General features: G+C 61.7%; 22 protein-coding genes. 13 read left to right on the top strand and 9 right to left on the bottom strand.

Annotated features, from left to right (window positions below; genetic code table 11):
* The first annotated feature begins 5 nt into the window (after nt 1–5).
* The 6 genes from DESUT3_RS10290 to DESUT3_RS21220 all read left to right on the top strand — a co-directional run bounded on the left by DESUT3_RS10290 (nt 6) and on the right by DESUT3_RS21220 (nt 5,895).
* Nucleotides 6–1,004, top strand: a complete 999-nt coding sequence (locus DESUT3_RS10290) for a branched-chain amino acid ABC transporter permease (RefSeq protein WP_221252391.1) — start codon at nt 6–8, stop codon at nt 1,002–1,004.
* Nucleotides 991–1,755, top strand: coding sequence for an ABC transporter ATP-binding protein (locus tag DESUT3_RS10285; protein WP_221252390.1), 765 nt, complete (start codon nt 991–993; stop codon nt 1,753–1,755). The genes DESUT3_RS10290 and DESUT3_RS10285 overlap by 14 nt, the downstream gene beginning before the upstream one ends.
* Complete coding sequence (locus tag DESUT3_RS10280; protein WP_221252389.1) at nt 1,755–3,845, top strand: ATP-binding cassette domain-containing protein; 2,091 nt, start codon at nt 1,755–1,757, stop codon at nt 3,843–3,845. Before DESUT3_RS10285 ends, DESUT3_RS10280 begins: the two co-directional genes overlap by 1 nt.
* A 114-nt stretch (nt 3,846–3,959) precedes the next feature.
* Nucleotides 3,960–5,114, top strand: coding sequence for an ABC transporter substrate-binding protein (locus DESUT3_RS10275; RefSeq protein ID WP_221252388.1), 1,155 nt, complete (start codon nt 3,960–3,962; stop codon nt 5,112–5,114).
* Nucleotides 5,115–5,418: 304 nt separating this feature from the next.
* The gene (locus tag DESUT3_RS21225; protein WP_221252387.1) at nt 5,419–5,616 is read left to right on the top strand and encodes a thioredoxin domain-containing protein; all 198 of its coding nucleotides are present in this window, start codon (nt 5,419–5,421) and stop codon (nt 5,614–5,616) included.
* 9 nt (nt 5,617–5,625) lie between these two features.
* Nucleotides 5,626–5,895 carry a redoxin domain-containing protein gene (locus DESUT3_RS21220; protein ID WP_221252386.1) on the top strand — a complete coding sequence of 90 codons (270 nt, stop codon included), beginning with the start codon at nt 5,626–5,628 and terminating at the stop codon, nt 5,893–5,895.
* Nucleotides 5,896–5,924: 29 nt separating this feature from the next.
* On the opposite strand, the gene DESUT3_RS10260 is transcribed toward DESUT3_RS21220, so the two are convergent.
* The 7 genes from DESUT3_RS10260 to DESUT3_RS10230 all read right to left on the bottom strand — a co-directional run bounded on the left by DESUT3_RS10260 (nt 5,925) and on the right by DESUT3_RS10230 (nt 12,881).
* Nucleotides 5,925–6,506, bottom strand: a complete 582-nt coding sequence (locus DESUT3_RS10260) for a chalcone isomerase family protein (protein ID WP_221252385.1) — start codon at nt 6,504–6,506, stop codon at nt 5,925–5,927.
* On the bottom strand, nt 6,493–7,074 hold the full coding sequence (locus tag DESUT3_RS10255; RefSeq protein WP_221252384.1) for a DUF2878 domain-containing protein: 582 nt from the start codon (nt 7,072–7,074) through the stop codon (nt 6,493–6,495). The genes DESUT3_RS10260 and DESUT3_RS10255 overlap by 14 nt, the downstream gene beginning before the upstream one ends.
* Before the next feature lie 11 nt (nt 7,075–7,085).
* A complete protein-coding gene (locus DESUT3_RS10250) occupies nt 7,086–9,059 on the bottom strand; it encodes a DUF1365 family protein (RefSeq protein WP_221252383.1) in 1,974 nt (657 codons plus the stop codon).
* Nucleotides 9,056–10,336 carry an NAD(P)/FAD-dependent oxidoreductase gene (locus DESUT3_RS10245; protein ID WP_221252382.1) on the bottom strand — a complete coding sequence of 427 codons (1,281 nt, stop codon included), beginning with the start codon at nt 10,334–10,336 and terminating at the stop codon, nt 9,056–9,058. Before DESUT3_RS10245 ends, DESUT3_RS10250 begins: the two co-directional genes overlap by 4 nt.
* Complete coding sequence (locus DESUT3_RS10240; RefSeq protein WP_221252381.1) at nt 10,329–11,120, bottom strand: DUF1295 domain-containing protein; 792 nt, start codon at nt 11,118–11,120, stop codon at nt 10,329–10,331. Before DESUT3_RS10240 ends, DESUT3_RS10245 begins: the two co-directional genes overlap by 8 nt.
* Before the next feature lie 66 nt (nt 11,121–11,186).
* A complete protein-coding gene (locus DESUT3_RS10235) occupies nt 11,187–12,278 on the bottom strand; it encodes an NAD(P)/FAD-dependent oxidoreductase (RefSeq protein ID WP_264082204.1) in 1,092 nt (363 codons plus the stop codon).
* Nucleotides 12,279–12,506: 228 nt separating this feature from the next.
* Nucleotides 12,507–12,881, bottom strand: a complete 375-nt coding sequence (locus tag DESUT3_RS10230; RefSeq protein WP_264082203.1) for a DUF2177 family protein — start codon at nt 12,879–12,881, stop codon at nt 12,507–12,509.
* Nucleotides 12,882–13,115: 234 nt separating this feature from the next.
* On the opposite strand from DESUT3_RS10230, the gene DESUT3_RS10225 reads away from it, so the two are divergent.
* Nucleotides 13,116–14,054: a MerR family transcriptional regulator gene (locus DESUT3_RS10225; protein ID WP_221252378.1), complete on the top strand. Its 939-nt coding sequence runs from the start codon at nt 13,116–13,118 to the stop codon at nt 14,052–14,054.
* A gap of 18 nt (nt 14,055–14,072) precedes the next feature.
* Nucleotides 14,073–14,462 carry a pyridoxamine 5'-phosphate oxidase family protein gene (locus tag DESUT3_RS10220; protein ID WP_221252377.1) on the top strand — a complete coding sequence of 130 codons (390 nt, stop codon included), beginning with the start codon at nt 14,073–14,075 and terminating at the stop codon, nt 14,460–14,462.
* Between the two features lie 82 nt (nt 14,463–14,544).
* Here DESUT3_RS10220 and DESUT3_RS10215 read toward each other — a convergent pair whose 3' ends face one another.
* Both DESUT3_RS10215 and icmF read right to left on the bottom strand, forming a co-directional pair.
* Nucleotides 14,545–15,660 (bottom strand): NADH:flavin oxidoreductase, encoded by a 1,116-nt coding sequence (locus tag DESUT3_RS10215; RefSeq protein ID WP_221252376.1) that lies wholly within the window; start codon nt 15,658–15,660, stop codon nt 14,545–14,547.
* 50 nt (nt 15,661–15,710) lie between these two features.
* A complete protein-coding gene (gene icmF / locus DESUT3_RS10210; RefSeq protein ID WP_221252519.1) occupies nt 15,711–18,953 on the bottom strand; it encodes a fused isobutyryl-CoA mutase/GTPase IcmF in 3,243 nt (1,080 codons plus the stop codon).
* A 553-nt stretch (nt 18,954–19,506) separates the two neighbouring features.
* Between icmF and DESUT3_RS10205 the strand changes: the two genes are divergently transcribed.
* The 5 genes from DESUT3_RS10205 to DESUT3_RS10185 all read left to right on the top strand — a co-directional run bounded on the left by DESUT3_RS10205 (nt 19,507) and on the right by DESUT3_RS10185 (nt 26,392).
* Nucleotides 19,507–21,264: a sigma-54 interaction domain-containing protein gene (locus tag DESUT3_RS10205; protein ID WP_221252375.1), complete on the top strand. Its 1,758-nt coding sequence runs from the start codon at nt 19,507–19,509 to the stop codon at nt 21,262–21,264.
* Between the two features lie 350 nt (nt 21,265–21,614).
* The gene (locus DESUT3_RS10200) at nt 21,615–22,436 is read left to right on the top strand and encodes an ABC transporter ATP-binding protein (RefSeq protein ID WP_221252374.1); all 822 of its coding nucleotides are present in this window, start codon (nt 21,615–21,617) and stop codon (nt 22,434–22,436) included.
* A complete protein-coding gene (locus tag DESUT3_RS10195; RefSeq protein ID WP_221252373.1) occupies nt 22,436–24,412 on the top strand; it encodes a long-chain fatty acid--CoA ligase in 1,977 nt (658 codons plus the stop codon). The genes DESUT3_RS10200 and DESUT3_RS10195 overlap by 1 nt, the downstream gene beginning before the upstream one ends.
* Nucleotides 24,413–24,430: 18 nt before the next feature.
* Nucleotides 24,431–25,324: a branched-chain amino acid ABC transporter permease gene (locus DESUT3_RS10190; protein ID WP_221252372.1), complete on the top strand. Its 894-nt coding sequence runs from the start codon at nt 24,431–24,433 to the stop codon at nt 25,322–25,324.
* A gap of 3 nt (nt 25,325–25,327) precedes the next feature.
* Complete coding sequence (locus DESUT3_RS10185) at nt 25,328–26,392, top strand: branched-chain amino acid ABC transporter permease (protein WP_221252371.1); 1,065 nt, start codon at nt 25,328–25,330, stop codon at nt 26,390–26,392.
* Nucleotides 26,393–26,590 lie beyond the last annotated feature (198 nt).

The raw sequence follows: 26,590 nt of genomic DNA, 5'->3' as shown, positions 1-26,590 counted from the left end.
TGTCCATGACCGCGAAAGAAAAAATCTTTTATTTTATTTATCTGCACCGCACCGGCCTGGGGGTATTTCTCTTTACCCTGGCGGTCGCCCTGTTCCCGCTTTTCGAAAACAACCCCTACACCCTCGGGTTGACCAACCTGATCGCCATCCACGCCATCATCGTCCTCGGCCTCAACCTGTTCATCGGCTTCGCCGGGCAGATCTCCCTCGGGCACGGCGCCTTTTTCGGGCTGGGAGCCTACGGCACCGCGCTGGCCACGGTCACCTTCGACCTGCCGCCCTGGCCGTCCATGTTCGGGGTGGCGCTGCTGGTCGCCTTGTTCGCCCTGCTGCTCGGGGTTCCGGTGCTGCGCCTCTCCGGCCATTACCTGGCCATGGCGACCCTCGGCTTCAATTTCGTGGTGCATACCCTGCTGCTCCAGTGGGACGAGGTCACCGGCGGCCCGAGCGGGTTTTACGGTATGCCTCCCCTGGCCATTGGCGACTTCGCCTTCGACAGCGAGGTGCGCTTTCACTACCTGGTCTGGGGCTTCACCCTGGCCTGCCTGCTGCTGGCGCTCAATCTGGTGCGCAGCGGGGTCGGTCGCGGGCTGGCGGCGCTGTCCGGCGACGAGACGGCGGCCGCGGCCCTGGGAGTCGACACTCGGCGGGCCAAGGTCCAGGTCTTCGTCCTTTCCGCGGTGTTCGCCTCGCTGGCCGGCAGCCTCTTCGCCCACTGTTACGGTTTCATCAGCCCCGACTCCTTCGACATCTTCACCTCCACGGATTTCGCGATCATGGTGGTGGTCGGCGGCATGGGCTCGATCTGGGGCTCGCTGTTCGGCGCCGGCCTGCTCACCATGCTCCCCGAGTGGATCGATATCTTCGAGACCTACAAGGACTTCGTTCACGGCGGTATCCTGGTGCTGGTGCTGATGTTTTTGCCCCAGGGGCTGGTGACCGGGGTGGCCGACCAGCTGCGCCTGCGGCTGGCCCTGCGCAGGGGGAAAAATGCTGCAGCTTGAGGGAGTCGGTAAACGCTTCGGCGGGCTGCCCGCCCTCGACGGGGTCGGCTTCACCGTCCCAAAGGGGCAGGTGACCGCCCTGATCGGCCCCAACGGCGCCGGCAAGAGCACCCTGATCAACTGCATCAGCGGCGTCCTCGCGCCGAGCGCGGGATCGATCCGTTTCGGCCAGGCCGAACTCGCCGGAATGGCGCCGCACCACATCGCCCGGCTCGGCATTGCCCGCACCTTCCAGAACCTCAAACTCTTCCCCCGGCTGTCGGTGCTCGACAATGTCCTCACCGGCCTGACCTGCGAGGCCGGGCGCTCCATGGTGATGGCCATGCTGCGCCTGCCCTACCTGCGCCACCGGGAGCGGCAGCTCAAACTGCGGGCCCTCGAGGCCCTCGACCGCTTCGGCCTGGCCGACAAGGCGGCGCTGCCGGTCTCGATCCTCGCCTATGGCGACAAGAAGCGGGTCGAGCTGGCCCGCGCCTGCGTCAGTACCCCGCGGCTGGTTCTGCTCGACGAGCCGGTGGCCGGGCTGAACGCCGACGAGACCGCGGCAGTGGGCGAGCAGCTTGGCCGCCTGCGCCGCGAGGGGCAGACCCTGCTGCTGGTGGAACACGACATGGAGCTGGTGATGGGGCTCGCCGACCAGGTGGTGGTCCTCGACAGCGGCCGCTGCATCGCCGCCGGCTCCCCCGCCGAGGTGCGCCGCAACCCCCTGGTGCTGGAAGCCTACCTGGGCAAGATGGAGGCCACCGCCTGATGCTGAGAATCGCCAATCTCACCGCCCACTACGGCGCCGCCCAGGCCCTGTTCGGCCTCGACTTGGAGGTCGGCAAGGGCGAGACGGTCGCCCTGGTCGGAGCCAACGGCGCCGGCAAGAGTACCCTGCTCAAGTGCCTGATGGGACTGGTCAAGCCGAGCGGCGGGGAAATCCGCCTCGACGGCGAACTGGTCAGCGGCCGGCCGCCGGCCTGGATGGTGCGCCGGGGCCTCGCCCTCTCTCCCGAGGGGCGGGAAGTCTTCGCCCACCTTTCGGTGGAGGAGAACCTGGAACTCGGCGGGCTGGCGCTGAAGCTGCCGAAAAAGGAGCTGGCCGCCGGCAAGCAGGAGGTCTTCGCCCGCTTTCCCAAGCTGCAGGAGCGCCGCGCCCAGCTCGCCGGAACCCTCTCGGGGGGCGAGCAGCAGATGCTCGCCATGGGCCGGGCGCTGATGGCCCGCCCCCGGCTGCTGCTGCTCGACGAGCCGAGCCTGGGGCTGGCGCCGCTGATCACCGACGAGATCTTCGCCATCATCCATCAACTGGCCCGGGCCGGCACCACCATCCTGCTGGTCGAGCAGAACGCCGCCCGCGCCCTCTCAGCCTCGGACAAGGCCTACCTGCTGGCCAACGGCCGCATCGTCGAACACGGCGCCAGCGCCGATCTGCTCGGCGACCCGGCCCTGCGCGCCGCCTTTCTCGGCGCCGCCAGCCACGACAACCCCGCGGCCAGCCGCCTCGGCGCGGCCGGCCTGACCAACATCCGCCTGGAGAAACCCGATATGCGTCAGCAGAATTTCATGCCCGCCTTCGCCTCCGAGGAAGCATTGCAGCGGCATCAACTGGCCGGCCTGCAGTGGACGGTGCGCCATGCCTGGGAGGGCTCGAGCTTTTACCGCGAGCGGCTCGAGGCCGCCGGGGCGCCCCCGGAAAGCATCCGCTCCCTCGAGGATTTGCGCCGCCTCCCCTTCACCACCGCCGACGACCTGCGCGAGGGCTACCCCTTCCCGCTGCGGGCGGTCCCTTTCGAGCAGATCGTGCGGGTCCATGCCAGCTCGGGCACCACCGGCAAGCGCAAGGTGCTCTGCTACACGCAGAAAGACCTCGACGACTGGACCCATTTCTTCGCCCGCTGCTACCAGATGGCCGGGGTCACGCCCCTCGACCGGGTGCAGATCGCCGTCGGCTACGGCGTCTGGACCGCCGGCATGGGCTTTCAGCTCGGCTGCGAGAAGATCGGCGCCCTGGCGGTGCCGGTCGGTCCGGGCAACATCGACATGCAGATCCAGTTTCTGCTCGACTTCCAGTCGACGGTCTTCTGCTCCACCGCCTCCATGGCCCTGCTGATGGCCGAGGAGATCCACCGCCGCGGCATCGCCGACAAGATCGCGGTCAACAAGATCATCTACGGCTCGGAGCGCTCCAGCCGCTCGATGCGCCAGAAGGTCTCCGAACTGTTCGGTGGCGCCGAGCTGTTCGACATTACCGGGCTCACCGAGCTCTACGGTCCCGGCACCGGCATCGAGTGCCCCGAGCACGACTGCATCCACTACTGGGGGGATTACTACATCCTCGAGATCGTCGACCCCCAAACCCTGCAGCCGGTTCCCGAGGGCGAGTGGGGAGAGATGGTGGTGACCACCCTGTGCAAGGAAGGGGCGCCGCTGATCCGCTACCGCACCCGCGACATCACCCGCATCATCCCCGGGACCTGCTCCTGCGGCTCGCCCCTGCCCCGCCATTCGCGGATCAAGGGGCGCAGCGACGACACCATCAAGTTCCGCGGGGTCAACATCTACCCCTCGAGCATCGACACCATCCTCTCGGCGGTCCCCGGGCTCGGTTCCGAGTACCAGATCCACCTGACCCGCGAGGAGGGCTCGGGCCGCGACAACATGCGCCTGGTCATCGAGCGGGCCCAGGGGGTGGCGGCCTCGCGCTCCCCCGAGCTGATTCACGAGACTCTGCACCAGATCAAGAAGCAGCTGCTGGTCACCGCCGCCATCGAACTGGTCGATTACGGCAGCCTGCCCCGCTCCGAGCGAAAGAGCCAGCGGGTGTTCGACAGCCGGATCCAGGACGAGATTGTTTGATCCAGCATCTTCTATCGAGGTATTCAACGGTTTTCATTCGCCTGTTCTTCGTGATCTTCGTGATCTTAGTGGTAATAACCAGCAGTTGAATATTCTGACTCAGGGAGGAACATCATGAAACGAATGCTGGCAATTCTGGCCGCCCTCGTGCTGGCGGCGGCCCCGACGCTGGCCGCCGAACCGATCAAGCTCGGCGCCTTCTTCGACCTCTCGGGCCGAGCCGCCTTCATCGGCACCCCGACCAAGCTGGTCGCCGAGATGGTGGTCGACAAGATCAACGCCGAAGGCGGCATCAACGGCCGCCCGCTGGCGCTGGAAATCGGCGACACCGAGGCCAACCCGGCCAAGGCGGCCTCCATCGCCAAGAAATTTATCTACAAGGACAAGGTGGCGGCAATCATCGGCCCGACCCTGACCGACACCGGCATGAACGTCAAGAAGATCGCCCACGAAGGGAAGACCCCGATCTTCATGACCGTGGGCGGCGACCCGGTGATCATGGGCGGCGAGAAGTTCGGCCCCTTCGACTGGGTGTTCAAGTCTCCCCAGCGCTCGAGCACCGCCGTTGAGCGGCTGTTCATCTACCTCAAGGAGAAGGGGCTGACCAAGGTCGCCCTGCTCATCGCCGATGACGGCTTCGGCAAAGACGGCCAGCGCTGGATGCAGAAGCTGGCCTCCCAGTACGGCATCGAGATCCTCCTCGAGGAGTCCTTCGGCACCCGCGACACCGACATGACCGCCCAGCTCACCAAGGCGAAAAACGTCAATCCCCAGGCCCTGATCGCCTGGACCATCGGACCGGCCGGCTCCATCGTCGCCAAGAACAAGGCCCAGCTCGGCATCGATGTGCCGCTCTTCCAGTGCCACGGCCTGCCCGATCCCAAGTACATCGAGCTGGCCGGCAAGGCCGCCGAGGGCGACCGCATGCCCGCCACCAAGCTGATGGTCGCCGACCAGCTCGCCGACAGCGATCCGCAGAAGCCGGTCATCCAGGAGTTCATCCGCCTCTACAAGGCCAAGGGCTACGACAAGCAGTTCCCGATCAACACCCATTCGGGCTACGCCTGGGACGCCATCATGATCGTCGCCGGGGCCATGAAGAAGGTCGGCACCGACCCCGAGGCGCTGCGCGCGGAAATCGAGAAGACCAAGGGCTACGTCGGCATCTCCGGGATCTACAACATCACCGCCGAGGACCACAACGGCCTGGGGGTCGACTCCATGGTCATCGTTCAGGTCAAGGACGGCAAGTTCGTGATGGCCGAATAGCTCCGGACCAGCCACACATTTTACTTCAAAAAACAAAGAGGGCGCCATCCCCCAGTGGGTGGCGCCCTCTTTGTTGCCCGATATCGCCTGGGAGTTACTTGTAGTAACCGACCGCGCAGACCTGATCATCGACCTTATTTTAGAACAGGAAATGCCAAGAGACCATTTGGTTGATTCCTGCATTCAACGACAGCTGCGTTCTGGAGACAGCGCCTGACCAAATTGTGGCAAAAAGAAATGCTTTTGTTAGGCTGTTAGACACAATTTAAAACCAGGCGGCTGACGATAGAAAAAGGAGCGGAAGATGAAAGGACTAGGGAGCTATTTTCTGGGCATGTTGCTATTTTGCTGCAGCTTTTCATCGGCATTCGCGTTGGGGGTGGGAGAACGGGCTCCTGATTTCGAAGCCACATCCACCCGAGGCCCGATCGTTCTGGAAAAGTCGCTGGAGGGCGGACCGGTGGTGCTTGCCCTCTACTATGCGGATTTCACTCCGGTCTGAACCGGGGAAATGCAGGCTTTTCAGCGGGATCTCTCCCGGTTCGAAAAGCTCAACGCCCAGGTGCTGGGCGTCAGTTCGGATTCATTGGAAACCCATCGTAAATTCAGCCAGGAGTATGACATCACCTTTCCGCTGATCGCTGACGACGGAACCTTGAAAAACCTCTACGGATCGCGAAGAATCACCTACGTCATCGATCAAAGCCAGATCATTCGCTCGATCCAGATAGGAGTCCCGGATAACGACAAGCTGCTGGAGGCGTTGGAAAAACTGCCCTGAGCCGAATCCTGGATAACTTGAGCCGGTTCTCAAGGGGGACTTTCCGAAAGCAACCGGTCGCGGAAGGTGGAACTGATCGGCCGTTCACCCAGCCAGATGCCGAAATAGGCCTGGGCGAAGTCGTGCCCCTCCACGCCGCCGAGCAGCTCGTTGTTGAGGCGAAGCTGCGTGCCGACCCCGGGGATATAGGTGAGATTGTAGCGGTCTCCCGCACGCACCCCTCGATACAGGCGATTGAAAACAGTGAGCCTCTCGGCAAGAGCGGCGTATTCGCTCTCCGAAAGCTGATCCCGCAGCAGGCGCTCTGACGACGTGACGAAGTCTTCGGCCGCAAACGATCGGAAATAGGCGAGTTCCAGACGTTTGGGGATATCGCCACGCCATGCCCGCCCGGTTTCATTCCCGGGAAGATACAGGGCGCCGGCGTAGACGTCGAAAACGATGCCCCAGGTCAGCACCGCAACCCCCTTGAGCTGAAGCGGCTCCCCGCCGACCAGGATCCAATCTTCAAACTCGACTCCGCTGATCACCTTGCCCTGCCCGTTCGCGGGGACCGCCAGCAACATCAGCAGTAGTATTCCAAGCTGTAGCGAAATCTCACTGAGTTTCATCGCGTCTCCTCCGAGACCAGGGCCGCTGGCGGTAGCTGGCAGCTTTGCCCCCGATACGCGACGCCAGCCAGATCAGCAGCGGGGTCATCAACGACCAGACCACTGCCAGCGAACCGAGGCTGAACAGAAGGTTTTCCCCGAATTCGGCCGCCCCCAGTCGCACCCCGCCCGAATACGCCAGAGGCCCGCCAACCGTGCCCAGAAGCGCCCCGAGCAGATAGCGCCCCGCGAGCCAATGAAGCGCGTAGTGAAACAGGGTGGCGAACTGCGCCCAGATGATAAAAACCCACAGCGGAAGCCAGAGCGGCCAGTCGGGGCTGCCCCGGAAGGTGAACACGCCCAGGGCCTGCTGAGCACTGTCGACGAGGACTCCAAGCAGACAGGCCACCAGCATCAGGGAGAGTTCGGCAACGCGGGACTCTGCCAACAGCAGATGCACCAGAACCGGCAGCAGGGCCAGAATGGCACCGGCAAGCGGGTATCCCCAGGCGCCCCCGAGCACGCAACAGAACCAGCCGAGCTGGTAGAGCGTGACATTGAGCAATCTGCTGGCACCGAGGGAGAGCATGGGCACCGTCCTCACCCTCTCTCCGGCTTGTAGAGAACCAGCTGGGCCAGATCGATGATCCGGGCCGCGAAGCCTGCCCGGCAGTAGGCGAAGTAGTAATCCCACTTGCGCAGGAACGCTTCGTCGTAGCCGAGCCCCAACACCTGCTCTCGCCTGGCCAGCAGGTTCCTTCGCCAGCCGTCGAGGGTCCGGGCATAGTCAAGACCGTAATGTTCCAGGCTGGCGAGATTCAGTTGCGAACCGGCAGCCATGGAACCGGCCAGGGCGCCCAGCGAGGGGATGTGCCCCCCCGGGAAGATGTGCTTGCGAATCCAGTCGGAGCTGAACCGATAGGCGTCGTATTTGCGATCGGGGATGGTGATCACCTGGATGACGGCCTTGCCTCCGGGCACCAGGGCCCGGTCGCAGGCGGCGAAAAAGCATTTCAGCCCGGCGTGGCCTACGGCCTCGAGCATCTCGATGGAGACGATTTTCGAATAGCGTCCCTCGACCTGCCGATAGTCGCGCAGCTGCAGGTCGATACGTTCCTCGAGCCCGGCTTCGCGCACTCGCTGGCGGGCAAGGCCAAGCTGCTCCCGGGACAGGGTGATGCCGGTGACCCGGCAGCCGGTCCGGCGCACCGCCTCGATGGCAAAGCTGCCCCAGCCGCAGCCGATTTCGAGCACATGATCCTCGGAACCGAGCCCGGCTTTTTCGATGATCGTGCGCAGCTTTTGCAACTGGGCCTGCTCCAGGCTGTCGGCGTTATCCCGGAACAGGGCAGAGGAATAGGTCAGGGTCGGGTCGAGGAAAGTGGCGAAGAATTCATTGCTCAGGTCGTAGTGCTCGCGGATGTTGCGAGAGCTCCCCCTGAGCGTGTTGACGCGCAGCAGATGGCGCAGGTAATTGATCCAGCGACCGAAGGCGGTCGTGACCAGGCTTCGGTCATCCATCACCGCTTCGTTGGCCGCCAGCAGGGTCAACAGACCGGGCAGATCATCACTGGCCCAGTCGCCGTCCGCATAGGCCTCGCCGAAACCGATATCTCCCGAAAAAAGAGCCCGCCGGAAGAAGCGGTATTCGCGCACGGCCAGGTGTAGCAAGGGGTTTTCCCCGGGCCGGCCGAAGCTGTGGCGGCTGCCGTCGGGCAGGCTGAGGTGCAACTCGCCCTGGGGAAGCCGCGAGAAGAACTTGAAGCAGACGCGTTGGCCGATCCGGTCGAGCGGCGCGGGCGGGACGGGCCGAATGGTCATGGCATGGTCGGGAACCGGTTTGGTGTACACGGGTAACCTCCTTTGCCAATAGAGGCGGGCCGCCTGACAGAGAATGCGGGGCATGGTCAGGGCGGCACTGAAAGGGTGACTGACGATGGTGCGCAGCAGATTGCCGCTGGTCAGGGGCCTGGCCCGGCCCTGAATGCGGGCGACCAGAGACAGCTGCTTTTGACGATGGTAATGGATGCTGTTGTCGAGCCGTTCCCCCGGCTCGGTCAACTCGAAGCGGTAGGTGCCTTCCCGAGGGAAGAAGGGCGAGACATGGAACTGCTTTTCAGTGAAAAATTCCAGGCCGGATTTCGCCGGATCGGACTGCGAACTGTCCAGCAGGTAGAGGTGCATTTCGCCGAAGGTGTTGCTGACCTGCGCCAGCACGCAAAGCAGCTGTCCGGCGTCACCGTAACAATAGAAAAAACTGATCGGGTTGAAAACGTAATTGAAATAGCGGGCGGCGGTGACCAAGACCACGCGCCGCGGTGCGCAGGCGAACCCCGCCTCGCGCAGCACGGTGCCGATTTTCTCCCGCAGGGGAGCTTCTCCCGGCTGCAGGTAGTCACGATCGTGGATGGCAACCGGGCGCAGGCGATTGTAGCCGAAAAGGGGTGTATGCCGTTCCAACTCCGACAGTTCATCCAGATCGAAGGCATAGAAATAGACCGGGTAGCGAAAACTGTGCTGCACCGGTGACATCCTGGAGTGACTGACTTCGCCCTGGTAGATCAACGATTTCATAGGTCGACTCCGAAATCCCGGCCGACCGCCACGGCCGAACGCACCGCATCTTCGTGAAAGCCGTAGCCGAAGTAGCTGCCGCAGAACCAGGTCTGGCGCCGACCGTTGAGCCTGGCCAGGTGGGGCTGGGTGGCCAGGGATTCGAAAGTGTACTGAGGGTGGTGATAATCGAACTCGGCGATTTCCGATTCAGGAGCAAAGGGCTGGCGGCGGTTAAGGGTAACGCAGTAATGTTTCCGGGAGTGAAACCCCTGCAGCAGGTTCATGTAGTAGGTGACGAAGGCCGGCCGCTGGTCATCGCCCCCCGACTCACGGGTGAAATTCCAGGCCGCCCAGGCGCTTTTCAGCTTCGGCAGCAGGGAATCATCCGTATGCAGAACGGTGCGATTGAGTTGGTAGCGCCAGGCACCGAGCAGCCGCGTTTCCTCTTCGCTCGGATCGCCCAGCAGCCTCAAAGCCTGGTCCGCATGGCTGGCGACCACCAGCCGGTCGAAGTCCTGGCTGGCACCGTCGTGAAAACGTACCCGAACCCTTTCGGGGCCCCTGAACACCTTCGCGACGGGTGCCCCAAGCTCAATGCGACCGCGGAAATTCTTGCAAAAGGCCTTGACGTAGCTGTAGCTTCCGCCGACCACGGTTTTCCACTGCGGCCGGTTGCGAAGAGAGAGCAAACCGTGATTGCTGAAAAAGCGCAGGAAAGTTTCCGCTGGAAAATCGGCCACCTGCAGCGCCGGGGTTGACCAGATAGCCGCCGCCATCGGCAGCAGATAGTTTTCGATCATGAAAGATGAAAATCGGTTTTGCCGCAGGTAATCGCCGAGGGTCACCTGGGGCACGCATCCCGCAAATAGCTCCGAACGGGCCAGGCGACCAAAGCGGGCAATCTCGAACAATAGACTCCAGAATCTTGGACTCGCCAGATTCCGACGTTGGGCGAACAGCCCGCCAAGATTATTGCCGGCGTAGACCAGACCGGTTTTTGCGCACTGAAAACCGAAGGACATCTCCGCGTCGCGGGTCGGGACGCCGAGGCTGCCGAGAAACCTCTGGAATAACGGGTAAGTGACGTCATTGAGGACGATAAACCCGGTATCCACCGCCAGCCCGGCATCCGGGCCATCGGGGATCTCAACGGTGTTGGTATGGCCTCCCAGATAAGCGTTGGCCTCGAACAGGCTGACCTGATGGCGCTGCTGCAGTAGGTAGGCGGCCAGAATGCCGGCGACACCTCCTCCGATCACGGCGATATTCAGTGATCTTTCCTTGGCTTCAGTCATGGCCCTCTCCTCTGCCGGTTTTCGGGAGCCAGGGAAAGAAGGCGTTGGTTCGCTCCTTGTAGGCGGCGAATTCTGGGTTGTTTTCGTATTTGGCTTCGAGCATCGGGATCCCGGAAACCTTCAACAGCAGAAAATCGATGAGCAGCGGACTGAGCACGGCAAAGAAGCCGTAGGGACTCCCCACAGCGATCAACCACACCCCCCACCAGAGGGTCGCCTCGCCGAAGTAGTTGGGGTGCCGGGTGTAACGCCAGAGCCCGGATTGGATGATCCTGCCACGGTTGCCCGGCTCTTTCTTGAAGCGCAGCAGCTGCCAGTCGCCGATCGCCTCGAAGCCAAAACCGATCAGCCAGACCAGCACCCCGAGCAGATCGAACCCGCCGAGTTCTCCGCCGGGCTGATGGATGACCACCAGCAGCGGCAGGGCCACGAAAAACACCACCAGCCCCTGAAGCATGAAAACCTGGAGGAAGCTGCGCCAGACAACGGTGTCCCCCCATTCTTCCCGCCACTTGCGGTAACGGAAATCCTCACCCGGCTCACCCCGTTTGCGCCAGAAGATGTGCCCGGCAAGCCGCCCCCCCCAGACCGTGACCAGGCTCAGGATCAGGATCTGCCGGGGGTGGCCCGAGCCGTAGGCCAGATAGGCGCTCCAGCCGGCAAGCACAAAAGCTAGGCCATAGGCGATATCGACGATGCTGTTGTCCTTGCGCTGCAGCGCCACAGCGAAAACCAGGGTCATGAAAACCAACAGCACGATGAGTACCAGGGCAAACAGATTCATGGTCCGTCAACGGTCCTTTCCAAAAACTTGTTACCGACGGAGTGCTGACGCCGTATCGAGCCCCCATCAGGGGAAACCCAGGTAGGTATCCACCCCATCGAGAAACAGGTCGTATTGGGTTTCCATGGCATCCTTGATGAAACTGGCCGCAAACCCCTTGACCAGATTGCAGCGCAACCCCAGCCAGCCGATGGCATCGACGGAGCCCAGGCTGATCAGATACCCTTTTTCCTGGTAACGATATTTATAAGGATTTTTCCCTTCCGCAAGGTTGAGGATGTTGCGAGCGACCAGCCGTCCCTTGCGCACCGCCGCCTGGGCAGTGAGTAAATTCAATCCCCTGGAATGGAAATACGCACAGTCCCCGGCCGAAAAAATCGACGGAAGAACCGTCTGGCCCGACAAGACCTGCCCGTAGGCGTTGCTCTCCAGGGCAAAGGGTGAAGGGGTCACCCCTGGGAAGAGCAGGGTCAGGTGAGAATTCATCGACAAGATCCTGCCGGCCCGTAGGTCCTCGACCCGGATCGCTTGCTCAGCGTGATCGAGATAGCGGGTCTCCGGGTAGTATTCAATCTCCTCCCGCTGCAATTTTTTACCGATGTAACGATGAAAGCCTTCGGGCTGATCGGGCACCAGACGCTCGTTAAGATCGACCAGCCTGAGGTTATGAGGGATTCGTTTTCTTCTCAGTTGCTCTTTCAATTCGAAAAGTATCTGGATCCCGGTCGCACCGCCACCCACCAGGGTGATTTGGGCCGGTTCTTCTTCGGAGCGTTCCAGCAGCCGGTTGAAAACCTCGACTCCCCTGCCCCGCCTCAGGTCCCCAAGGCCGAAACCTTGCTTTTCCCCGTTGCGGAGGGGGATAGCCGAGGCGCCGGTACTGATTACCAGCTGGTCAAAATCCAAGGTACCCTGAGGCAGAGGAAGGGCCCTGGCATTTTCCAGGCGTGGCAGTTCATCTGCGGCAAAAGAGACCCGCTGATGATGGAAACGGAAACCAAATTTCTCGGCCAGTTGGGCAAAGGGAACGGTGTACCCTTCCACCGGGGTGGTGAAGGTCTTGTGCAGATGGGTGACTTTGCAGTGCCCCGGCTCGGCATCCACCAGGTGCAGTTCATGCCTTCGGCCTTTTTTGGCCAGTTCGATCAGGCAGGCCATCCCGGCATAGCCACCGCCAACAACCACGATTTTTTGCATCACTATCTCCCCGTTTCGACACACGACCCAGTAGGCCCGTGCATTGACTTTCGCACCCCGTTCGGCCCCTTTTTAGTGCAGGGGGCCCTGATGATGATCCGCCTGGTTGTGCAGCGCCCCGAAAAAAACGACCCGGGCCTGACCGTTGTCCTCAAGGACCTGTTCCAGGGTGGTCTCCTGCGCGCCGCCCTAGGCGAGCCAGCGCCCGATCAGATAACTGCCCACCGCGACAAGGGTACACAGAACCGTTCCCCAGGCGATATCGACCACCACGACCTGGATGGGCCAGTCCTTCAGGGTCGCCAGGTTGGTCAGGTCGTAGGTAGCGTAAGTAAAAAATCCAAACAACCCTCCCCAAATGGCGGCACGGCCCAAAGATCCGCTTTCGATCGCCGGCTTGACGGCAAAGAGGATGATTCCGGCAATGTAGATGAGGTAAAAAACCATAGCCGCAGGCCAATGGACCGTCGGGCTGAGCAGGTGGGCGAGCTTTTCCTGGTAGAAACTTCTGGCCACAACGCCAAGCCAGAACAGGTCTATGGCAAAAAACAGCGGAATGGTCATCAGGTACAACTTCAAATAGTAAATCCCCATGGTGTTTCTCCAAGTATTTACTTTCCGCAACCAGAGCAAAATTAAGTATCGGCCGAGCCGCAGGGATAACCCTTCGTCGATGTTTTCCCATGGGCACAATATTCCTGACAGCTGGAAATCCTGAGCCACCTCCCTCTCGGGGCCGATTGCCGCCTGTTACCTGGTATCGATGCACCTTCCGTTGCGCCGGTGGGGAGAAGACCCTTGAAAATTTATCTTTTTTATATATTATTCAAACAAATCTGTTTTTGTCTAGGACAGGGAATGAATATTCTTCAACTGAGCAAAGAGGTCAGCATCGGCATCGATACTCTGCGTATTTGGGAGAGGCGCTACGGCTTCCCCAGGCCCGGTCGAGACCGGCGTGGTCACCGGTGTTATTCCCTCAAACAGGTAGAGGAGCTCCGTCTGGTGAAAAAACTCCAGGACCTTGGTCAAAGGCCTGGAAAAATTTTTTCGTTGAACCCGGGAGAAAGAATCCAGTTGCTGGAGCAACTATTGGACGAAGCACCAATAGCCGATATGGCTTTGAAGCCGTTGCTGGAGATGGGAGATCGGGACAGGGTAGAGGGAGAGCTTCGAGAGAATTTACGGCGTTTAGGGGTTCTGAGGTTTATTGAAACCGTGGGAGTTCCCGCTATCCGAATCCTCGATCGCTGTTGGTCCGAGGGGCGCATCAATATCGCCAGGGAGCATTTCATTTCGGATTGCCTGGACAAACTGCTGAAAAAAAAATTAGACGAGGATTTGGACGGCCGTTGCTGCGAAAAAGTACTTTTTCTGACCCTTTCTGGTGAAAGGCATAAACTTGGCCTTCTGATGGCTGCGGCGATCTTTCACTCCCTGGGAATCAGATGCATATGGTTGAACGAGGAGTTGCCCCTGTCCGAAGTGTCCCTCCTGGCGGCTGATCTGCAAGTGGATGCCGTTGCGGTCTCTTTCAGCGTCCATTATCCATCCCGCCAGGCCAAGCAGGACCTGGCAACCCTGAGAAACACCCTGGATCGGAACATCAAACTGATTGCGGGGGGACAAGCGGTGCACCGGGGTGTCCGGATGCAAAACCTGTGGATCTGCAACGACCTGAAGAAAATCCCGGATATTTGCCGACAATGTTTCCCCGGATTCATCCAAAACAAGTGAATTCAGCAAGGAAACCTTATGGATCTGAAGAACTATTTCGAAACCCATCCCGGAACGGGTGTTCTCGCCACAGCCGACAGTCGGGGGATCGTGGATGCTGCCATTTATAACCGCCCCCAGGTCATGGAAGACGGCTCTGTCGCCCTGATCATGCGGGAACGCCTGACTCACAAGAACCTTCAGGAAAACCCCCATGCCGTTTATCTGTTTCTGGAGAATGCGCCTGGTTACCAGGGGATTCGGCTGTTTTTGAGAAAGATCCGCGAGGACCAGGATCCTCAACTGATCCAGCAGATGACCCGGGCATGGCTGACAGACGCGGAGGACCTGGCCAAGGGGCGGAAGTTCATTGTCTATTTCGAGGTGAAAAAGTCGCTCGCGTTGATTGGCGGCGATCTGGTGCCCTGAGAGCACGACGATCACCACCGCCAGGAATCGAATCTATCCATAAAATTTTTCATGTTGAAAGATTCGTTTTTTATCGGCCTTCTCAAACTGCCCTGGCCGCCACGCATCTTAGTTTTCCTTGCAGAGCGGCTTTAAAGCACCCGTTGCAGGATACGCAGCGCGACAGGGAGTGCTCCCCGGGAAGCCGCCAGCGCTCCGGCAGGTTGGGCTCGCACACCAGAGGGCGCGCCAGGGAAACAAAATCGATGTGGTCGCGCCGCAGCAGGGTGCGAGCCGTCCAGAGGCTGCGAATCCCGCCGACCAGGGCCACGGGACAGGCGACCGCCTTTTTCACGGCCCTGGCCAGGACCAGGTTATAGGCCTCCTTGTTGGGGTGATTAATCCCCATGCGCACCGGCCCGTCTGCCCCCGAGGCCCGAGTCCCGGCGCTCACCTCGATGAGATCGAGCCCCTTGGCGCTGAGCTCCTTGGCCAGGATCAACGCCTCCTCCAGGGCGAATCCTCCCTCGAGGTTGTCACTGGCGTTCAGCTTCAGGGTAACGGGGTAATCGGGACCAACTTCGCCACGGATCGCATCATAGATGTCCAGCAAAAACCGGAAACGCCTGGTCATGCTGCCGCCGTACCCGTCCCGGCGACGGTTGGTCAGGGGCGACAGGAACTGATTGACCAGGTAGCCGTGCGCGGCGTGGATCTGCACCGCATCGTACCCCCAGCGGCGGGCACGCCTGGCGGAGGCGGCGAATGCGTCGACGATCTTGGCGATTTCCCCCAAGGTCAGTTCCCGAGGTGGTTCGTCTCCGTATTGGGCGGCTTTTATTGCAGAAGGCGCCAGGGGCATCCCGCCCAGCAGCTTGCTGCGGGTCTGACCGCCGGCGTGCCCCAGTTGCAGGCAAACCTTGCCCCCCTTTGCATGAACCGCCTGCACAAGGTTGCGGTGGGCGGTTGCGAAGTCGTCGCGATGCGCACCCATGGCGCCGGGAAGCGGCTTCCCTTCCGTACAAACATAGGCGAAGCCGCTGACGATCAGGCCGACTCCGCCTGCGGCCAAGTCCCGGTACAGCTCTATCAGCCCGGGTGTGGGGCAACCGTCGGAGTCGGCCATTCCCTCCCAGGTCGCGGAGCGGATCAACCTGTTTTTCAGTTCCATCCCGTTTATCTGTGTTTCCTCGAACAGCCACCACCCGCCCTTTTCCATTTGACGCCTCCGCTGGACTGAAGATTCCCGCTACCGTCTCCTGGTTCAATTCACATATTGCGCCGGTACTGCCCGCCGACCTGGTACAGCGCGCGGCTGATCTGGCCCAACGAGGCGACCTTGACGGTCTCCATCAGCTCGGCAAAGATGTTGCCGCCGCTCTCGGCGACCTCCTGCAGGCGCCGCAGCCCCTGGTCCGCCTTCTCGCGATGGGCCTCCTGGAAGGCGTGCAGGTTGGCGATCTGCTGCTCCTTCTCCTCACGGGTGGAGCGGGCCAGCTGCTCGGGGATCCTGTACCCCTCCTCCTCCACTTTCGGGTTGAGAAAGCAGTTGACGCCAGTGATCGGCAGCTCGCCCGAATGCTTCTTGTGCTCGTAGAGCATCGACTCTTCCTGGATCCTGCTGCGCTGGTACATGGTCTCCATGGCGCCGAGCACCCCGCCGCGCTCGTTGATCCGGTCGAACTCGGCGAGCACCGCCTCCTCCACCAGGTCGGTGAGCTCCTCGATGATGAAGCTCCCCTGCAGCGGGTTCTCGTTCTTGTTCAGCCCCAACTCGCGGTTGATGATCAACTGGATGGCCATGGCGCGGCGCACCGACTCCTCGGTGGGGGTGGTTACCGCCTCGTCATAGGCGTTGGTATGCAGCGAGTTGCAGTTGTCGTAGACGGCCATGAGCGCCTGCAGGGTGGTGCGGATGTCGTTGAAATCCATCTCCTGGGCGTGCAGCGAACGCCCCGAGGTCTGGATGTGGTACTTGAGCATCTGGCTGCGAGCGTTGGCCCCGTATTTGTTGCGCAGCACCACCGACCAGATGCGCCGCGCCACCCTACCGAGCACGGTGTACTCGGCGTCGAGCCCGTTGCTGAAAAAGAAGGAGAGATTGGGGGCGAAATCGTCGATGTGCATCCCCCGCGAGAGGTAATACTCCACGTAGGTGAAGCCGTTGGCCAGGGTGAAGGCCAGCTGCGAGATGGGGTTGGCGCCGGCCTCGGCGATGTGGTAGCCGCTGATCGAGACCGAGTAATAGTTGCGGATGCCGTTTTCGATGAAATACTGCTGGATGTCGCCCATCATCTTCAGCGCGAACTCGGTGGAGAAGATGCAGGTGTTCTGCCCCTGGTCCTCCTTGAGGATGTCGGCCTGGACCGTGCCGCGCACGGTCTGCAGGGTGCAGGCGCGCAGCTCGGCGAATTCGTCTTGCCCAGGATCGCGCCCCTTGTCAAGGCGGAAGCGCTCGAGCTGCTGCTCGACGGCGGTGTTGAAGAACATGGCGAGCAGGATCGGCGCCGGGCCGTTGACGGTCATCGAGACGCTGGTCATCGGGTCGCAGAGGTCGAAGCCGGCGAACAGCTTGTTCATGTCGACCTGGGTGCAGATCGAGACGCCGCTTTCGCCGACCTTGCCGTAGATGTCGGGGCGATGGTCGGGATCCTCGCCATAGAGGGTCACGCTGTCGAAGGCGGTGGAGAGGCGCTTGGCCGGGTCGTGCCTGGTCAGGTAGTGGAAGCGGCGATTGGTGCGCTCCGGGGTTCCCTCGCCGGCGAACTGGCGCTTCGGGTCCTCGCTGGTGCGGCGGAAGGGAAACAGCCCCGCGGTGAAAGGAAAACGCCCCGGCACGTTCTCTTTCAGCGACCACTTGACGATCTCGCCCCAGTCGACGAAATCGGGAAGGCTGACCCTCGGGATGCGGCTGCCGGAGAGGGTGGTGGTGTACAGTTCGGTGCGCAGTTCCTTGTCGCGGATCCTGGTCACCATCTGCGGTTGTCGATAGGCCGCCTTGAGTTCGGGCCACTCGGCGATGATGCCCCGGGTCTCGGCCTCGAGGGCGGCTTCGCGCTCGGCGACGGCTTGATCCCACTCCTCTGCCGCCGCCCCCCGCCCGGCCAGGATCTGCCGCGCTCCCTGCAACATAAACAGCTCGCGGGCAAGGGTCGCCTGCTGCTCGACCAGGTCGCGGTAGCTCCTTACCGTGCGGGTAATTTCCGCCAGGTAGCCGACTCTCCCCGGCGGAATGATATGGCTGCGGCGGCTCTCGGTTTCGCGAACTTTTAGGGAGGACTGCCAGTCGGCGCCGGTTTTCCGGTTGATGGTCGCGATCAGCGCACCGTACAGCACATTGGTGCCGGGATCGTTGAACTGGCTGGCGATGGTACCGAAGACCGGGATCGCGCTGTCCGGGGCGTCGAACAAATTGCGGTTGCGCCGCACCTGCTTGCGCACGTTCAGCAGCGCATCCTCGGCGCCATTTTTCTCCATCTTGTTCAAGGAGACCAGGTCGGCGAAGTCGAGCATGTCGATCTTCTCCAACTGGGTCGGGGCGCCGAACTCGGAGGTCATGACATACAGCGACACGTCGCAGACGTCGACGATGGCGGCATCACCCTGACCGATACCGCTGGTTTCGACGATGACCAGGTCGAAGCGGGCTGCCCTCAGCACCTCGAGGGCCTCGCGAATGGCGGCGGAGAGTTCGCTGCGCGACTCGCGGGTTGCCAGCGAGCGCATGAATACCCGTGGCGAATCGATGGCGTTCATGCGGATGCGGTCCCCGAGCAGGGCTCCGCCGGTCCGTTTGCGGGTCGGGTCGACGGAAAGGATGGCCACCTGCTTCTCGGGAAAATCCCGCAGAAAGCGCCGCACCAGCTCATCGGTCAGCGAGCTCTTGCCGGCACCGCCGGTGCCGGTGATCCCCACCACCGGTGCGGGGAGGGCCATGGCCGCTAGCCGGTTCCGGATTTCCCTGTTCCAGGGGCCCTCCCCGCCGATGCCCAGCTCGGCCAGGGTGATCAGCCGGGCCGCGGCCTGATGTTTCTTTTCCTGCAGCCTCTCCAGCTCCCGCTCCAACTCGCAGGGGGTGGCAAAGTCGCATTCGCGCAGCTTGGTGTTGACCATCCCCTGGAGGCCCAATTTGCGCCCGTCTTCCGGGGAAAAGATCCGGCAGATGCCGTACTGGTGCAGCTGTTCGATCTCGTGGGGGAGGATTACTCCGCCGCCGCCGCCGAAAACCTTGATGTGCCCCCCGCCCCGCTCCCTGAGCAGATCCTGGATGTAGGTGAAAAATTCCATGTGCCCACCCTGGTAGGAACTGACCGCGATCCCCTGGACGTCCTCCTGGATGGCCGCGGTAACGATCTCCTCGGCCGAGCGGTTGTGACCAAGGTGGACGACCTCGGTACCCGAGGCCTGCAGCAGGCGCCGCATGATATTGATCGATACGTCGTGCCCGTCATAGAGGCTGGTGGCGGTTACGAATCGGATGGAATTCCGAGCCTGGTAAGGGGTGGTTTCCATGGTCGTCATCTCTCCTTTTACGCACGGGTCACGGCAGAAGGCAGATACGCGCTTTCAATAACACTGTTTTAGCAACGCCCGTGCCACCCGGCGGTTTCCCACCACACCTTCCGGCGAAACCTCGACAAATCACCGATTCCCCTGGAAATTTTTTCTCCCGGATGCCATCCGGACGCCAAGTCGATGATTGGAACCTGTCAACCAGTGTTTACACGGAAATGCCGAAAAGGTCCGAAGGTAAACAATGCATCCGGTTGCCGACTATCTGTTGCTGTCACCAAAAGATTTCCGATTTCCGCAGGCGGTGACCAGGGTCGCGGATAACCTTCGGCAAAGGACTGAGGTGCCTGGATTCGCCGAAATTATTCATTTGCAGAAATCCGACCACGGCCGTTTGACGGGGACAAACATTTGTTTTGCGCAAAATGTAAAACATTGTATTATTGCAACATGTGAACCTGTTCAGAATGAGACAAGGGTACGGTGGGCGCCGGCATCTGCAGGCCTTCCGGCCTATCAGGACAAGCGAACCCATGGGAAAGGACGTGCGGGAATGGAACCGGCGAGGAGCGAAGCACACCTGGAAAGCGAACCGGCACCTCTGGGGGGCGGGCAGCCTCCCTGGCAAGTCGAACTCGACCATGAACAGCAGATCATCGCCACCAACGCAGCGTGCAGGGTCCTGCTCGACAAAGGCCCCGAGGAGTTGTTGGGCAAGGAACTCGGGCAGGTTTTGAAACTTGCCCACCTCGGCCCGATGTTGAGTAAAGGTGTCTGTTTCCGCTCCCAGCCCATCACTCGCGAAGGCCGCAGCTTTCTCTGCGACTACCTCCCCCATGACGACCCGGGCCAGGAGGCCGGCGGCGTCTTTTCGATGCACCCGGCCGGTGAGAACCAGAGCGAACAACCGCGACTTCAGGACGTGGTCCATTCCATCGACCCGGCGGCGGACATCGCCTCCGACGGTATCATCATGGTCAACCGCGAGGGGATGGTCACCCTGGTCAACCAGGCCTTCGCCGATGTTCTGGGAATCCGAGCCCATGACATGATCGGCCGCCACATCTTGAAGTCCTACCCTAACTCATCCCTTTCGCGCCTCCCCGTGGTTATGGAGACCGGCAAGGCGGAGATCGGCGAGCCCCACCTGCTCAACGGCCGGGAGGCGGTGGTCAGTCGCTATCCGCTGTTTCGCGACGGCAGGGTCATCGGGGCCTTCGGCAAGATCCTGTTCAAAGATTCCCGGGAGGTCTCGCTGCTGGCCGACAAATTGCGCAGCATTTCCAGCAGAACCCGGGCGCAGCCCCTCACCAGGGCAGCCAAGCGGGAATTTCGCTACGACTGCAGCAGCATCCTCGGCAACAGCCCGGTCATCCGCGATTTGAAAAACAAGCTTTTGCGCATCGCCGAGCGCGGCTCCAATGTACTGCTGGTTGGCGAGACCGGCACGGGCAAGGAACTGTTCGCTCACGCCCTGCATGCCCACAGTACAAGGCGTTACGGCCCCTTTGTCCGGGTCAACTGCGCGGCGATCCCCGAACACCTGCTCGAGTCCGAGCTTTTCGGATATGTCGAAGGGGCCTTTACCGACGCGCGCAAGGGCGGCCAGGTCGGCAAGTTCGAACAGGCCGACGGCGGCACCATTTTTCTGGATGAAATCAGCGATATGTCCCTGGCCATGCAGGCCAAGCTGCTGCGCACCCTACAGGAGAAGGAGGTCACGCCCCTCGGCTGCAACAACACCAGGCAGGTGGACATGCGGGTCATCGCCGCCACCAACGTCAACCTGCAGAAGCTGGTGCAGGAGGGGCGCTTCCGCAGCGACCTCTATTACCGCCTCAACATCGTCGGTCTGGCCATACCGCCGCTGCGCGAACGGGCCGACGACCTGTATCAGCTGTGCCGCCATTACCTTGATGTCTTCAATCACCAATTCGGGATGCAGGTCAAGGGTCTCTCGCCCGGAGCCTGGGACGTGTTGCGCAGCTACGATTTCCCCGGCAATATCCGCGAACTGCGCAACATCATGGAAAGTGCCTTCAACCTGGTTTCCGGCAACATCATCCAGGGCGGGGATCTGCCGATGCATCTGTTTCAGCCCCTGGGGGCCGTCCAGGGCAACACCTGTCGGCCGGAGACCGAGGCACCCATCGGCCTGAAACCGCTCCAGGAAATCATGGAGGAGTTGGAAAAGCGGATCATCGAACAGGCCCTGGAGCAGGTGGACGGCAACAAGCTCAACGCCGCAAACCTGCTGGGTATTTCCCGGCCCGGGCTCTACAAGAAACTGCAGAAATTCAATATCCAATAACCGGTTTGGGCAGTGCCGCCCCCCCTTCGCGGCACTGCCCAAACCCTGCGCCAACCCTCCCCCTGCTACTTGCCCACTTCCTTTTCCGCAATGTCTACACTTTTTAAATGAGGCAAAAACACTGTTAACTACTCGAAACACTTCATACCTGAAACTTCGCCCAGGCAGATAGCTGCCCATCTCCACGCATAGGCATTTTCTATAATTTTTTCAATGTGTTTAACATACAGAAAGCCTGAATTTGTCTTTAAAACAATGTTTGGTATCTGCTTTGCATTCAGGCTTGCCATAGGGAACACTGTTGCACCAAGCCGCCCCACGACCGGTCCGAATTTCATAGGAGCCGAATCATGAGCGACCCCACCTCCCTTCTGCAAGTCTCCGGAGTCTCCCTCTCCTTCGGCGGCGTCCACGCCCTGACCGATGTAACCTTCGAGGTCCGCAAGGGTGAGGTCTTTTCCATTATCGGCCCCAACGGAGCCGGCAAGACTTCGATGCTCAACTGCGTCTCCGGCCGCTACCAGCCGCAGAAAGGCAGCATCCTGTTCAAGGGTCAGGAGATCACCGGGATGCGCCCCAACGACCGCTGCACCCTGGGGATCGGCCGGACCTTCCAGAACCTGGCCCTGTTCGCCCACATGACGGTGCTCGACAACATTATGGTCGGCCGCCATCACCTGCTGAAGAACAATTTCCTCAACGGCCCCCTCTACTGGCTCTCCAGGGCGCAGAAGGAGGAACTCAGGCACCGCCGCGACGTGGAGGACATCATCGATTTTCTGGAGATCGCCCACATCCGCAAGTCCGTGGCCGGCACCCTCTCCTACGGCCTGCGCAAGCGGGTCGAGCTGGCCCGGGCGGTGGCCCTGCGCCCGGAGCTGATTCTGCTCGACGAGCCGATGGCGGGGATGAATCTGGAGGAAAAGGAGGACATGGCCCGCTACATCATCGACCTCAACGAGGAGTGGGGCATGACCGTGGTGATGATCGAGCACGACATGGGCGTGGTCATGGACATCTCTCACCGGGTCATGGTGCTCGATTTCGGCAAGAAGATCGCCGAAGGCCTGCCCGACCAGATCATGGATAACGATCACGTCAAGAAGGCCTACCTGGGCGAGGACACCGAGGAACCGGAGACCAGCCAACCCGCCGAGGAAGAGGTGGCCTGATGCCAGCGAAGCAGCCCGACTACGCCGATGTGAGCCGCTACGACACCTTTGCCAAACTGCTCGCCTACAACGCCGAAAGATCCCCGGACCAGGTCGCCCTGCGGGAGAAGGAGTTCGGCATCTGGAACGAGATCACCTGGGCCGACTATCACCGCACGGTCAAGTGCTTCGCCCTGGGGATGCACGAGCTGGGGATCGACCGCGGCGACTCGGTGGGGATCATCGGCGACAACCGTCCCGAATGGGTGCAGGGGGAGGTCGCCTCCCACGCCCTGGGGGCGATGATCTTCGGCATCTACCAGGACTCGCTCAACGAGGAGGTCGCCTATCTCATCAATTACGCCGGGGCGAAGATCATCATCGCCGAGGACGAGGAGCAGGTCGACAAGGTCCTGGAGATCACCGAACAGTGCCCCTGCGTCAAGCACATCGTCTACTGCGATCCCCGGGGCATGCGCAAGTACGACGACCCGCGGCTGATGAACCTGGAGGAACTGCTGTTGCGGGGCCAACAGCGGGACGAGGAACACCCCGAGCTCTACATGGAACTGGTCAACGGGGGGAGCGGGGAGGACGTGGCGATTCTCTGCCCGACCTCGGGGACCACCTCCAACCCCAAGCTGGCCATGCTGCAGGGCGGCCCCATGCTGCGCCACTGCATGGCCTACCTTGAAGAAGACCCCAAATGCCCGGGGGACAATTACGTTTCGGTGCTGCCGCTGCCCTGGATCATGGAACAGGTCTACGCGGTGGCCCAGGCGCTTATCACCCGGGTGACGGTGAACTTCGTCGAGGAGCCCGAAACCATGATGAACGACCTGCGGGAGATCGGGCCCAACTTCGTGCTGCTCGCCCCCAGGGTCTGGGAATCGGTGGCCGCCGACGTCAAGTCGCGCATGATGGACGCCACCCTGTTCAAGCAGAAGATGTATCAGGTCGGCATGAAGCTGGCCTGGCGGGCCTCGATCAAAAGAAAGGGGGGCCACTCCAGGCTCGCCTACTGGCTGCTGTTCCGCGCGCTGAAGGACCGGCTCGGCTTCAGCTACCTGCGCTCGGCGGCCACCGGCGGCGCGGCGTTGGGGCCCGATACTTTCAAATTCTTCCTCGCCATGGGCGTCCCGCTGCGCCAGCTCTACGGCCAGACCGAGCTGGGCGGGGCCTACACCATCCACAAGGCCGACGACGTCGATTTCGACAGCGTCGGGGTCCCCTTCAGCACCAGCGAGATCCGCATCGCCAACCCCGACGAAAACGGCGTCGGCGAGATCGAGGCGCGCACCCCGGGGATGTTCCTCGGCTACTACAAGAATGACCAGGCCACCGCCGAGAGCGTCCTGGAGGGCTGGATGAAGACCGGCGACGCCGGCTACCTCAAGCAGGAGAACGGCCACCTGGTGGTCATCGACCGCATCAGCGACATCGCCACCACCTCGACGGGGGCGCGCTTCTCCCCACAGTTTATCGAGAACAAGCTCAAGTTCTCCCCCTTCGTCGCCGAGGCGGTGGTCCAGGGCGACGCCCGACCCTACCTGGCGGCCATCGTCTGCATCCGCTTCGACATCGTCGCCAAGTGGGCCGAACAGCGCGACGTCGCTTTCACCAACTACACAAACCTCTCGGCCCAGCGCAAGGTCTACGACCTGGTGCAGCGGGAGATCGAGATCGTCAACGCGACCCTCCCCGAAGCCCACCGCATCCGCAAGTTCCTGCTGCTCTACAAGCAGCTCGACGCCGACGACGGCGAACTGACCCGCACCCGCAAGGTGCGCCGCGGGGTGATCAAGGAGAAGTACGCCGAGATCATCGGTGCCATGTATTCGGGCAAGGAGAAGGTCCAGGTCGACACGGTGATCACCTTCCAGGACGGCAGCAAATCGCGGATCCAGACCGAGCTGCGGGTGGTCGATCTGCCCGTCGCCGACGGAGAGATCGAAGCCCGCGGCAAGGCGCTGCGCACCGCCCGCCTGGAAATCTGAGCACAAGGAGGCCAACTCATGAACTGGAACCTGCTCATTCAGCTTTTGATCAACGGCATCATCATCGGCACCCTCTACGGAGTGGTGGCCATGTGCTTCGTGCTCATCTACAAGTCGACCCGCGTGGTCAACTTCGCCCAGGGGGAGTTCCTGCTCATCGGCGCCTGGACCTGCTGGGCCCTGCTGGTCAAGTTCGAGCTCCCCTTCTACATCGGCTTTCCGCTGACCCTGGCCTTCATGCTGGTGTTCGGCATCCTGCTGCAGGTGGTGGTGCTGCGGCCGCTGATCGGCGAGCCGATCATCTCGGTGATCATGGTCACCATCGGCCTCTCCATGTTCTTTCAGTCGCTGATGGGGATGCTGTTCGGCGGCTTCGCCCGCCCCTTCCCCACGGTGTTCGAAACCGCCAGCGTCAACGTCCTCGGGCTGCAGATCCAGACCGCTTACATCATGAGCCTGGTCATCTCCGTGGTGATCATGATCGGCTTCTACTACTTCTTCAAGCACTCGCGCACCGGGTTGGCCATGCGCGCCACCGCCTTCAACCAGCAGGTCGCCCAGAGCCTGGGGATTCCCGTCAGACACGTGTTCGCCGCCGCCTGGGCCATCTCCGCCATGGTCTCCGCCCTGGCCGGGGTGGTGGTCGGCATGGTCAACGGGGTCTCCTCGGCCCTCTCCTTTTTCGGCATCAAGGTGTTCCCGGCGGTCATCCTCGGCGGGCTCGACTCGATCATCGGCTCCATCGTCGGCGGCCTGACCATCGGCATCCTCGAGAACCTGGCGGAATTCTTCGACGCCCAGTGGCTGCACATCGGCAACATGTACACCATCGCCCCCTTCTACGCCCTGGTCATCATCCTGATGATCAAACCCTACGGTTTCTTCGGCACCAAGGACATCGAGAGGATTTGAGCCATGGCCTCAGGACACACCATGATGCGCTGCGGTGAATACCGCACCACCTACCAGGCGGACACCACCATCTTCCCCACCCCCATGTCCCGCTACTTCGCCGTCGGCTCGGTCATCCTGTTGCTGGGCGCCCCGGCGCTGCTCAACGCCTATTACCTCAACCTGCTGATCCAGATCGGCTACTACGGCATCGCCGCGCTGGGCCTGAACATCGTGGTCGGCTTTACCGGCCAGATCTCCCTGGGCCACGCCGCCTTTTTCGGCTTCGGCGCCTTCGCCTCGGCCTGGCTCAACAGCTCCCTGCATATCCCGGTGTTCTTCTCCATCCCCCTGGCCGGGGTCATGACCCTGCTGGTGGGGTTGGTCGTCGGCATCCCCGCGGGGCGCATCAAGGGGCTCTACCTGGCCATCGCCACCCTGGCCTCCCAGTTCATCCTCGAAGACTTCTTCGCCCGCGCCGACTGGTTCACCGGCGGTTCCTACGGCGCCATGGCCGCGCCCTTCACGGTCTTCGGCTACACCATGAACACGGACCAGCGCTACTTCTACGTGGTGCTGTTCTACGTGGTGGTCTTCTTCCTGCTCGGCAGCAATCTGCTGCGCACGCGCGACGGCCGCGCCTTCGTCGCCGTGCGCGACCATTACCTGTCGGCGGAGATCATGGGCATCAACCTCAACAAGTACCGCATCCTCTCCTTCGGCATCTCGTCGCTCTACGCCGGCATCGGCGGCGCCCTGTTCGGCCACTACCTCGGTTATGTCTCGGCAGAGGGTTTCACCATCCTGCTGTCGATCCAGTTTCTAGGGATGATCATCATCGGCGGACTCGGTTCGGTGATGGGATCGCTGCTCGGCACGGCCTTCATGGTGCTGCTGCCCGAAGTCATGGAGGGGGTGGTCAACCTGGTCGGCGCCACCTCGCCGGACATGACCCAGGCCCTGGCCTACGTCAAGGAGATGGCCATCGGCCTGTCGATCATCCTGTTCCTGATCTTCGAACCCGACGGCCTGGCCCATCGCTGGAAGATGATCAAGGCGTACTGGAAGCTGTACCCGTTTTCGTACTGACGCGTTTCTAAAATGGTTCCCTCCCCTTCAAGGGGAGGGTCAGGGTGGGGATGGGCTTGACCCTCGACCTCGGTACCCCATCCCCCTCCCGACCTCCCCCTTGAAGGGGGAGGAGAATAGTGCATCAACTCAACCTGGACGGGAGAGGCGCTCCCGTTCGACCCGGGTAACAACCCTTCAGCAAGAGGAGGAAGAAAG

The organism is Desulfuromonas versatilis (assembly GCF_019704135.1).
GTDB classification, from domain to species: Bacteria; Desulfobacterota; Desulfuromonadia; order Desulfuromonadales; family NIT-T3; genus Desulfuromonas_A; species Desulfuromonas_A versatilis.
The sequence above is the reverse complement of the archived record's forward strand: the minus strand, read 5'-3'. Positions and strand labels throughout refer to the sequence as shown.

What these genes read in the sequence shown, in the direction of transcription:
- DESUT3_RS10290 (WP_221252391.1), top strand. Translation starts at nt 6, where the DNA reads ATGACCGCGAAAGAAAAAATCTTTTATTTTATTTATCTGCACCGCACC.
- DESUT3_RS10285 (WP_221252390.1), top strand. Translation starts at nt 991, where the DNA reads ATGCTGCAGCTTGAGGGAGTCGGTAAACGCTTCGGCGGGCTGCCCGCC.
- DESUT3_RS10280 (WP_221252389.1), top strand. Translation starts at nt 1,755, where the DNA reads ATGCTGAGAATCGCCAATCTCACCGCCCACTACGGCGCCGCCCAGGCC.
- DESUT3_RS10275 (WP_221252388.1), top strand. Translation starts at nt 3,960, where the DNA reads ATGAAACGAATGCTGGCAATTCTGGCCGCCCTCGTGCTGGCGGCGGCC.
- DESUT3_RS21225 (WP_221252387.1), top strand. Translation starts at nt 5,419, where the DNA reads ATGAAAGGACTAGGGAGCTATTTTCTGGGCATGTTGCTATTTTGCTGC.
- DESUT3_RS21220 (WP_221252386.1), top strand. Translation starts at nt 5,626, where the DNA reads ATGCAGGCTTTTCAGCGGGATCTCTCCCGGTTCGAAAAGCTCAACGCC.
- DESUT3_RS10260 (WP_221252385.1), bottom strand. Translation starts at nt 6,506, where the DNA reads ATGAAACTCAGTGAGATTTCGCTACAGCTTGGAATACTACTGCTGATG.
- DESUT3_RS10255 (WP_221252384.1), bottom strand. Translation starts at nt 7,074, where the DNA reads ATGCTCTCCCTCGGTGCCAGCAGATTGCTCAATGTCACGCTCTACCAG.
- DESUT3_RS10250 (WP_221252383.1), bottom strand. Translation starts at nt 9,059, where the DNA reads ATGAAATCGTTGATCTACCAGGGCGAAGTCAGTCACTCCAGGATGTCA.
- DESUT3_RS10245 (WP_221252382.1), bottom strand. Translation starts at nt 10,336, where the DNA reads ATGACTGAAGCCAAGGAAAGATCACTGAATATCGCCGTGATCGGAGGA.
- DESUT3_RS10240 (WP_221252381.1), bottom strand. Translation starts at nt 11,120, where the DNA reads ATGAATCTGTTTGCCCTGGTACTCATCGTGCTGTTGGTTTTCATGACC.
- DESUT3_RS10235 (WP_264082204.1), bottom strand. Translation starts at nt 12,278, where the DNA reads ATGGCCTGCCTGATCGAACTGGCCAAAAAAGGCCGAAGGCATGAACTG.
- DESUT3_RS10230 (WP_264082203.1), bottom strand. Translation starts at nt 12,881, where the DNA reads ATGACCATTCCGCTGTTTTTTGCCATAGACCTGTTCTGGCTTGGCGTT.
- DESUT3_RS10220 (WP_221252377.1), top strand. Translation starts at nt 14,073, where the DNA reads ATGGATCTGAAGAACTATTTCGAAACCCATCCCGGAACGGGTGTTCTC.
- DESUT3_RS10215 (WP_221252376.1), bottom strand. Translation starts at nt 15,660, where the DNA reads ATGGAAAAGGGCGGGTGGTGGCTGTTCGAGGAAACACAGATAAACGGG.
- icmF (WP_221252519.1), bottom strand. Translation starts at nt 18,953, where the DNA reads ATGGAAACCACCCCTTACCAGGCTCGGAATTCCATCCGATTCGTAACC.
- DESUT3_RS10205 (WP_221252375.1), top strand. Translation starts at nt 19,507, where the DNA reads ATGGAACCGGCGAGGAGCGAAGCACACCTGGAAAGCGAACCGGCACCT.
- DESUT3_RS10200 (WP_221252374.1), top strand. Translation starts at nt 21,615, where the DNA reads ATGAGCGACCCCACCTCCCTTCTGCAAGTCTCCGGAGTCTCCCTCTCC.
- DESUT3_RS10195 (WP_221252373.1), top strand. Translation starts at nt 22,436, where the DNA reads ATGCCAGCGAAGCAGCCCGACTACGCCGATGTGAGCCGCTACGACACC.
- DESUT3_RS10190 (WP_221252372.1), top strand. Translation starts at nt 24,431, where the DNA reads ATGAACTGGAACCTGCTCATTCAGCTTTTGATCAACGGCATCATCATC.
- DESUT3_RS10185 (WP_221252371.1), top strand. Translation starts at nt 25,328, where the DNA reads ATGGCCTCAGGACACACCATGATGCGCTGCGGTGAATACCGCACCACC.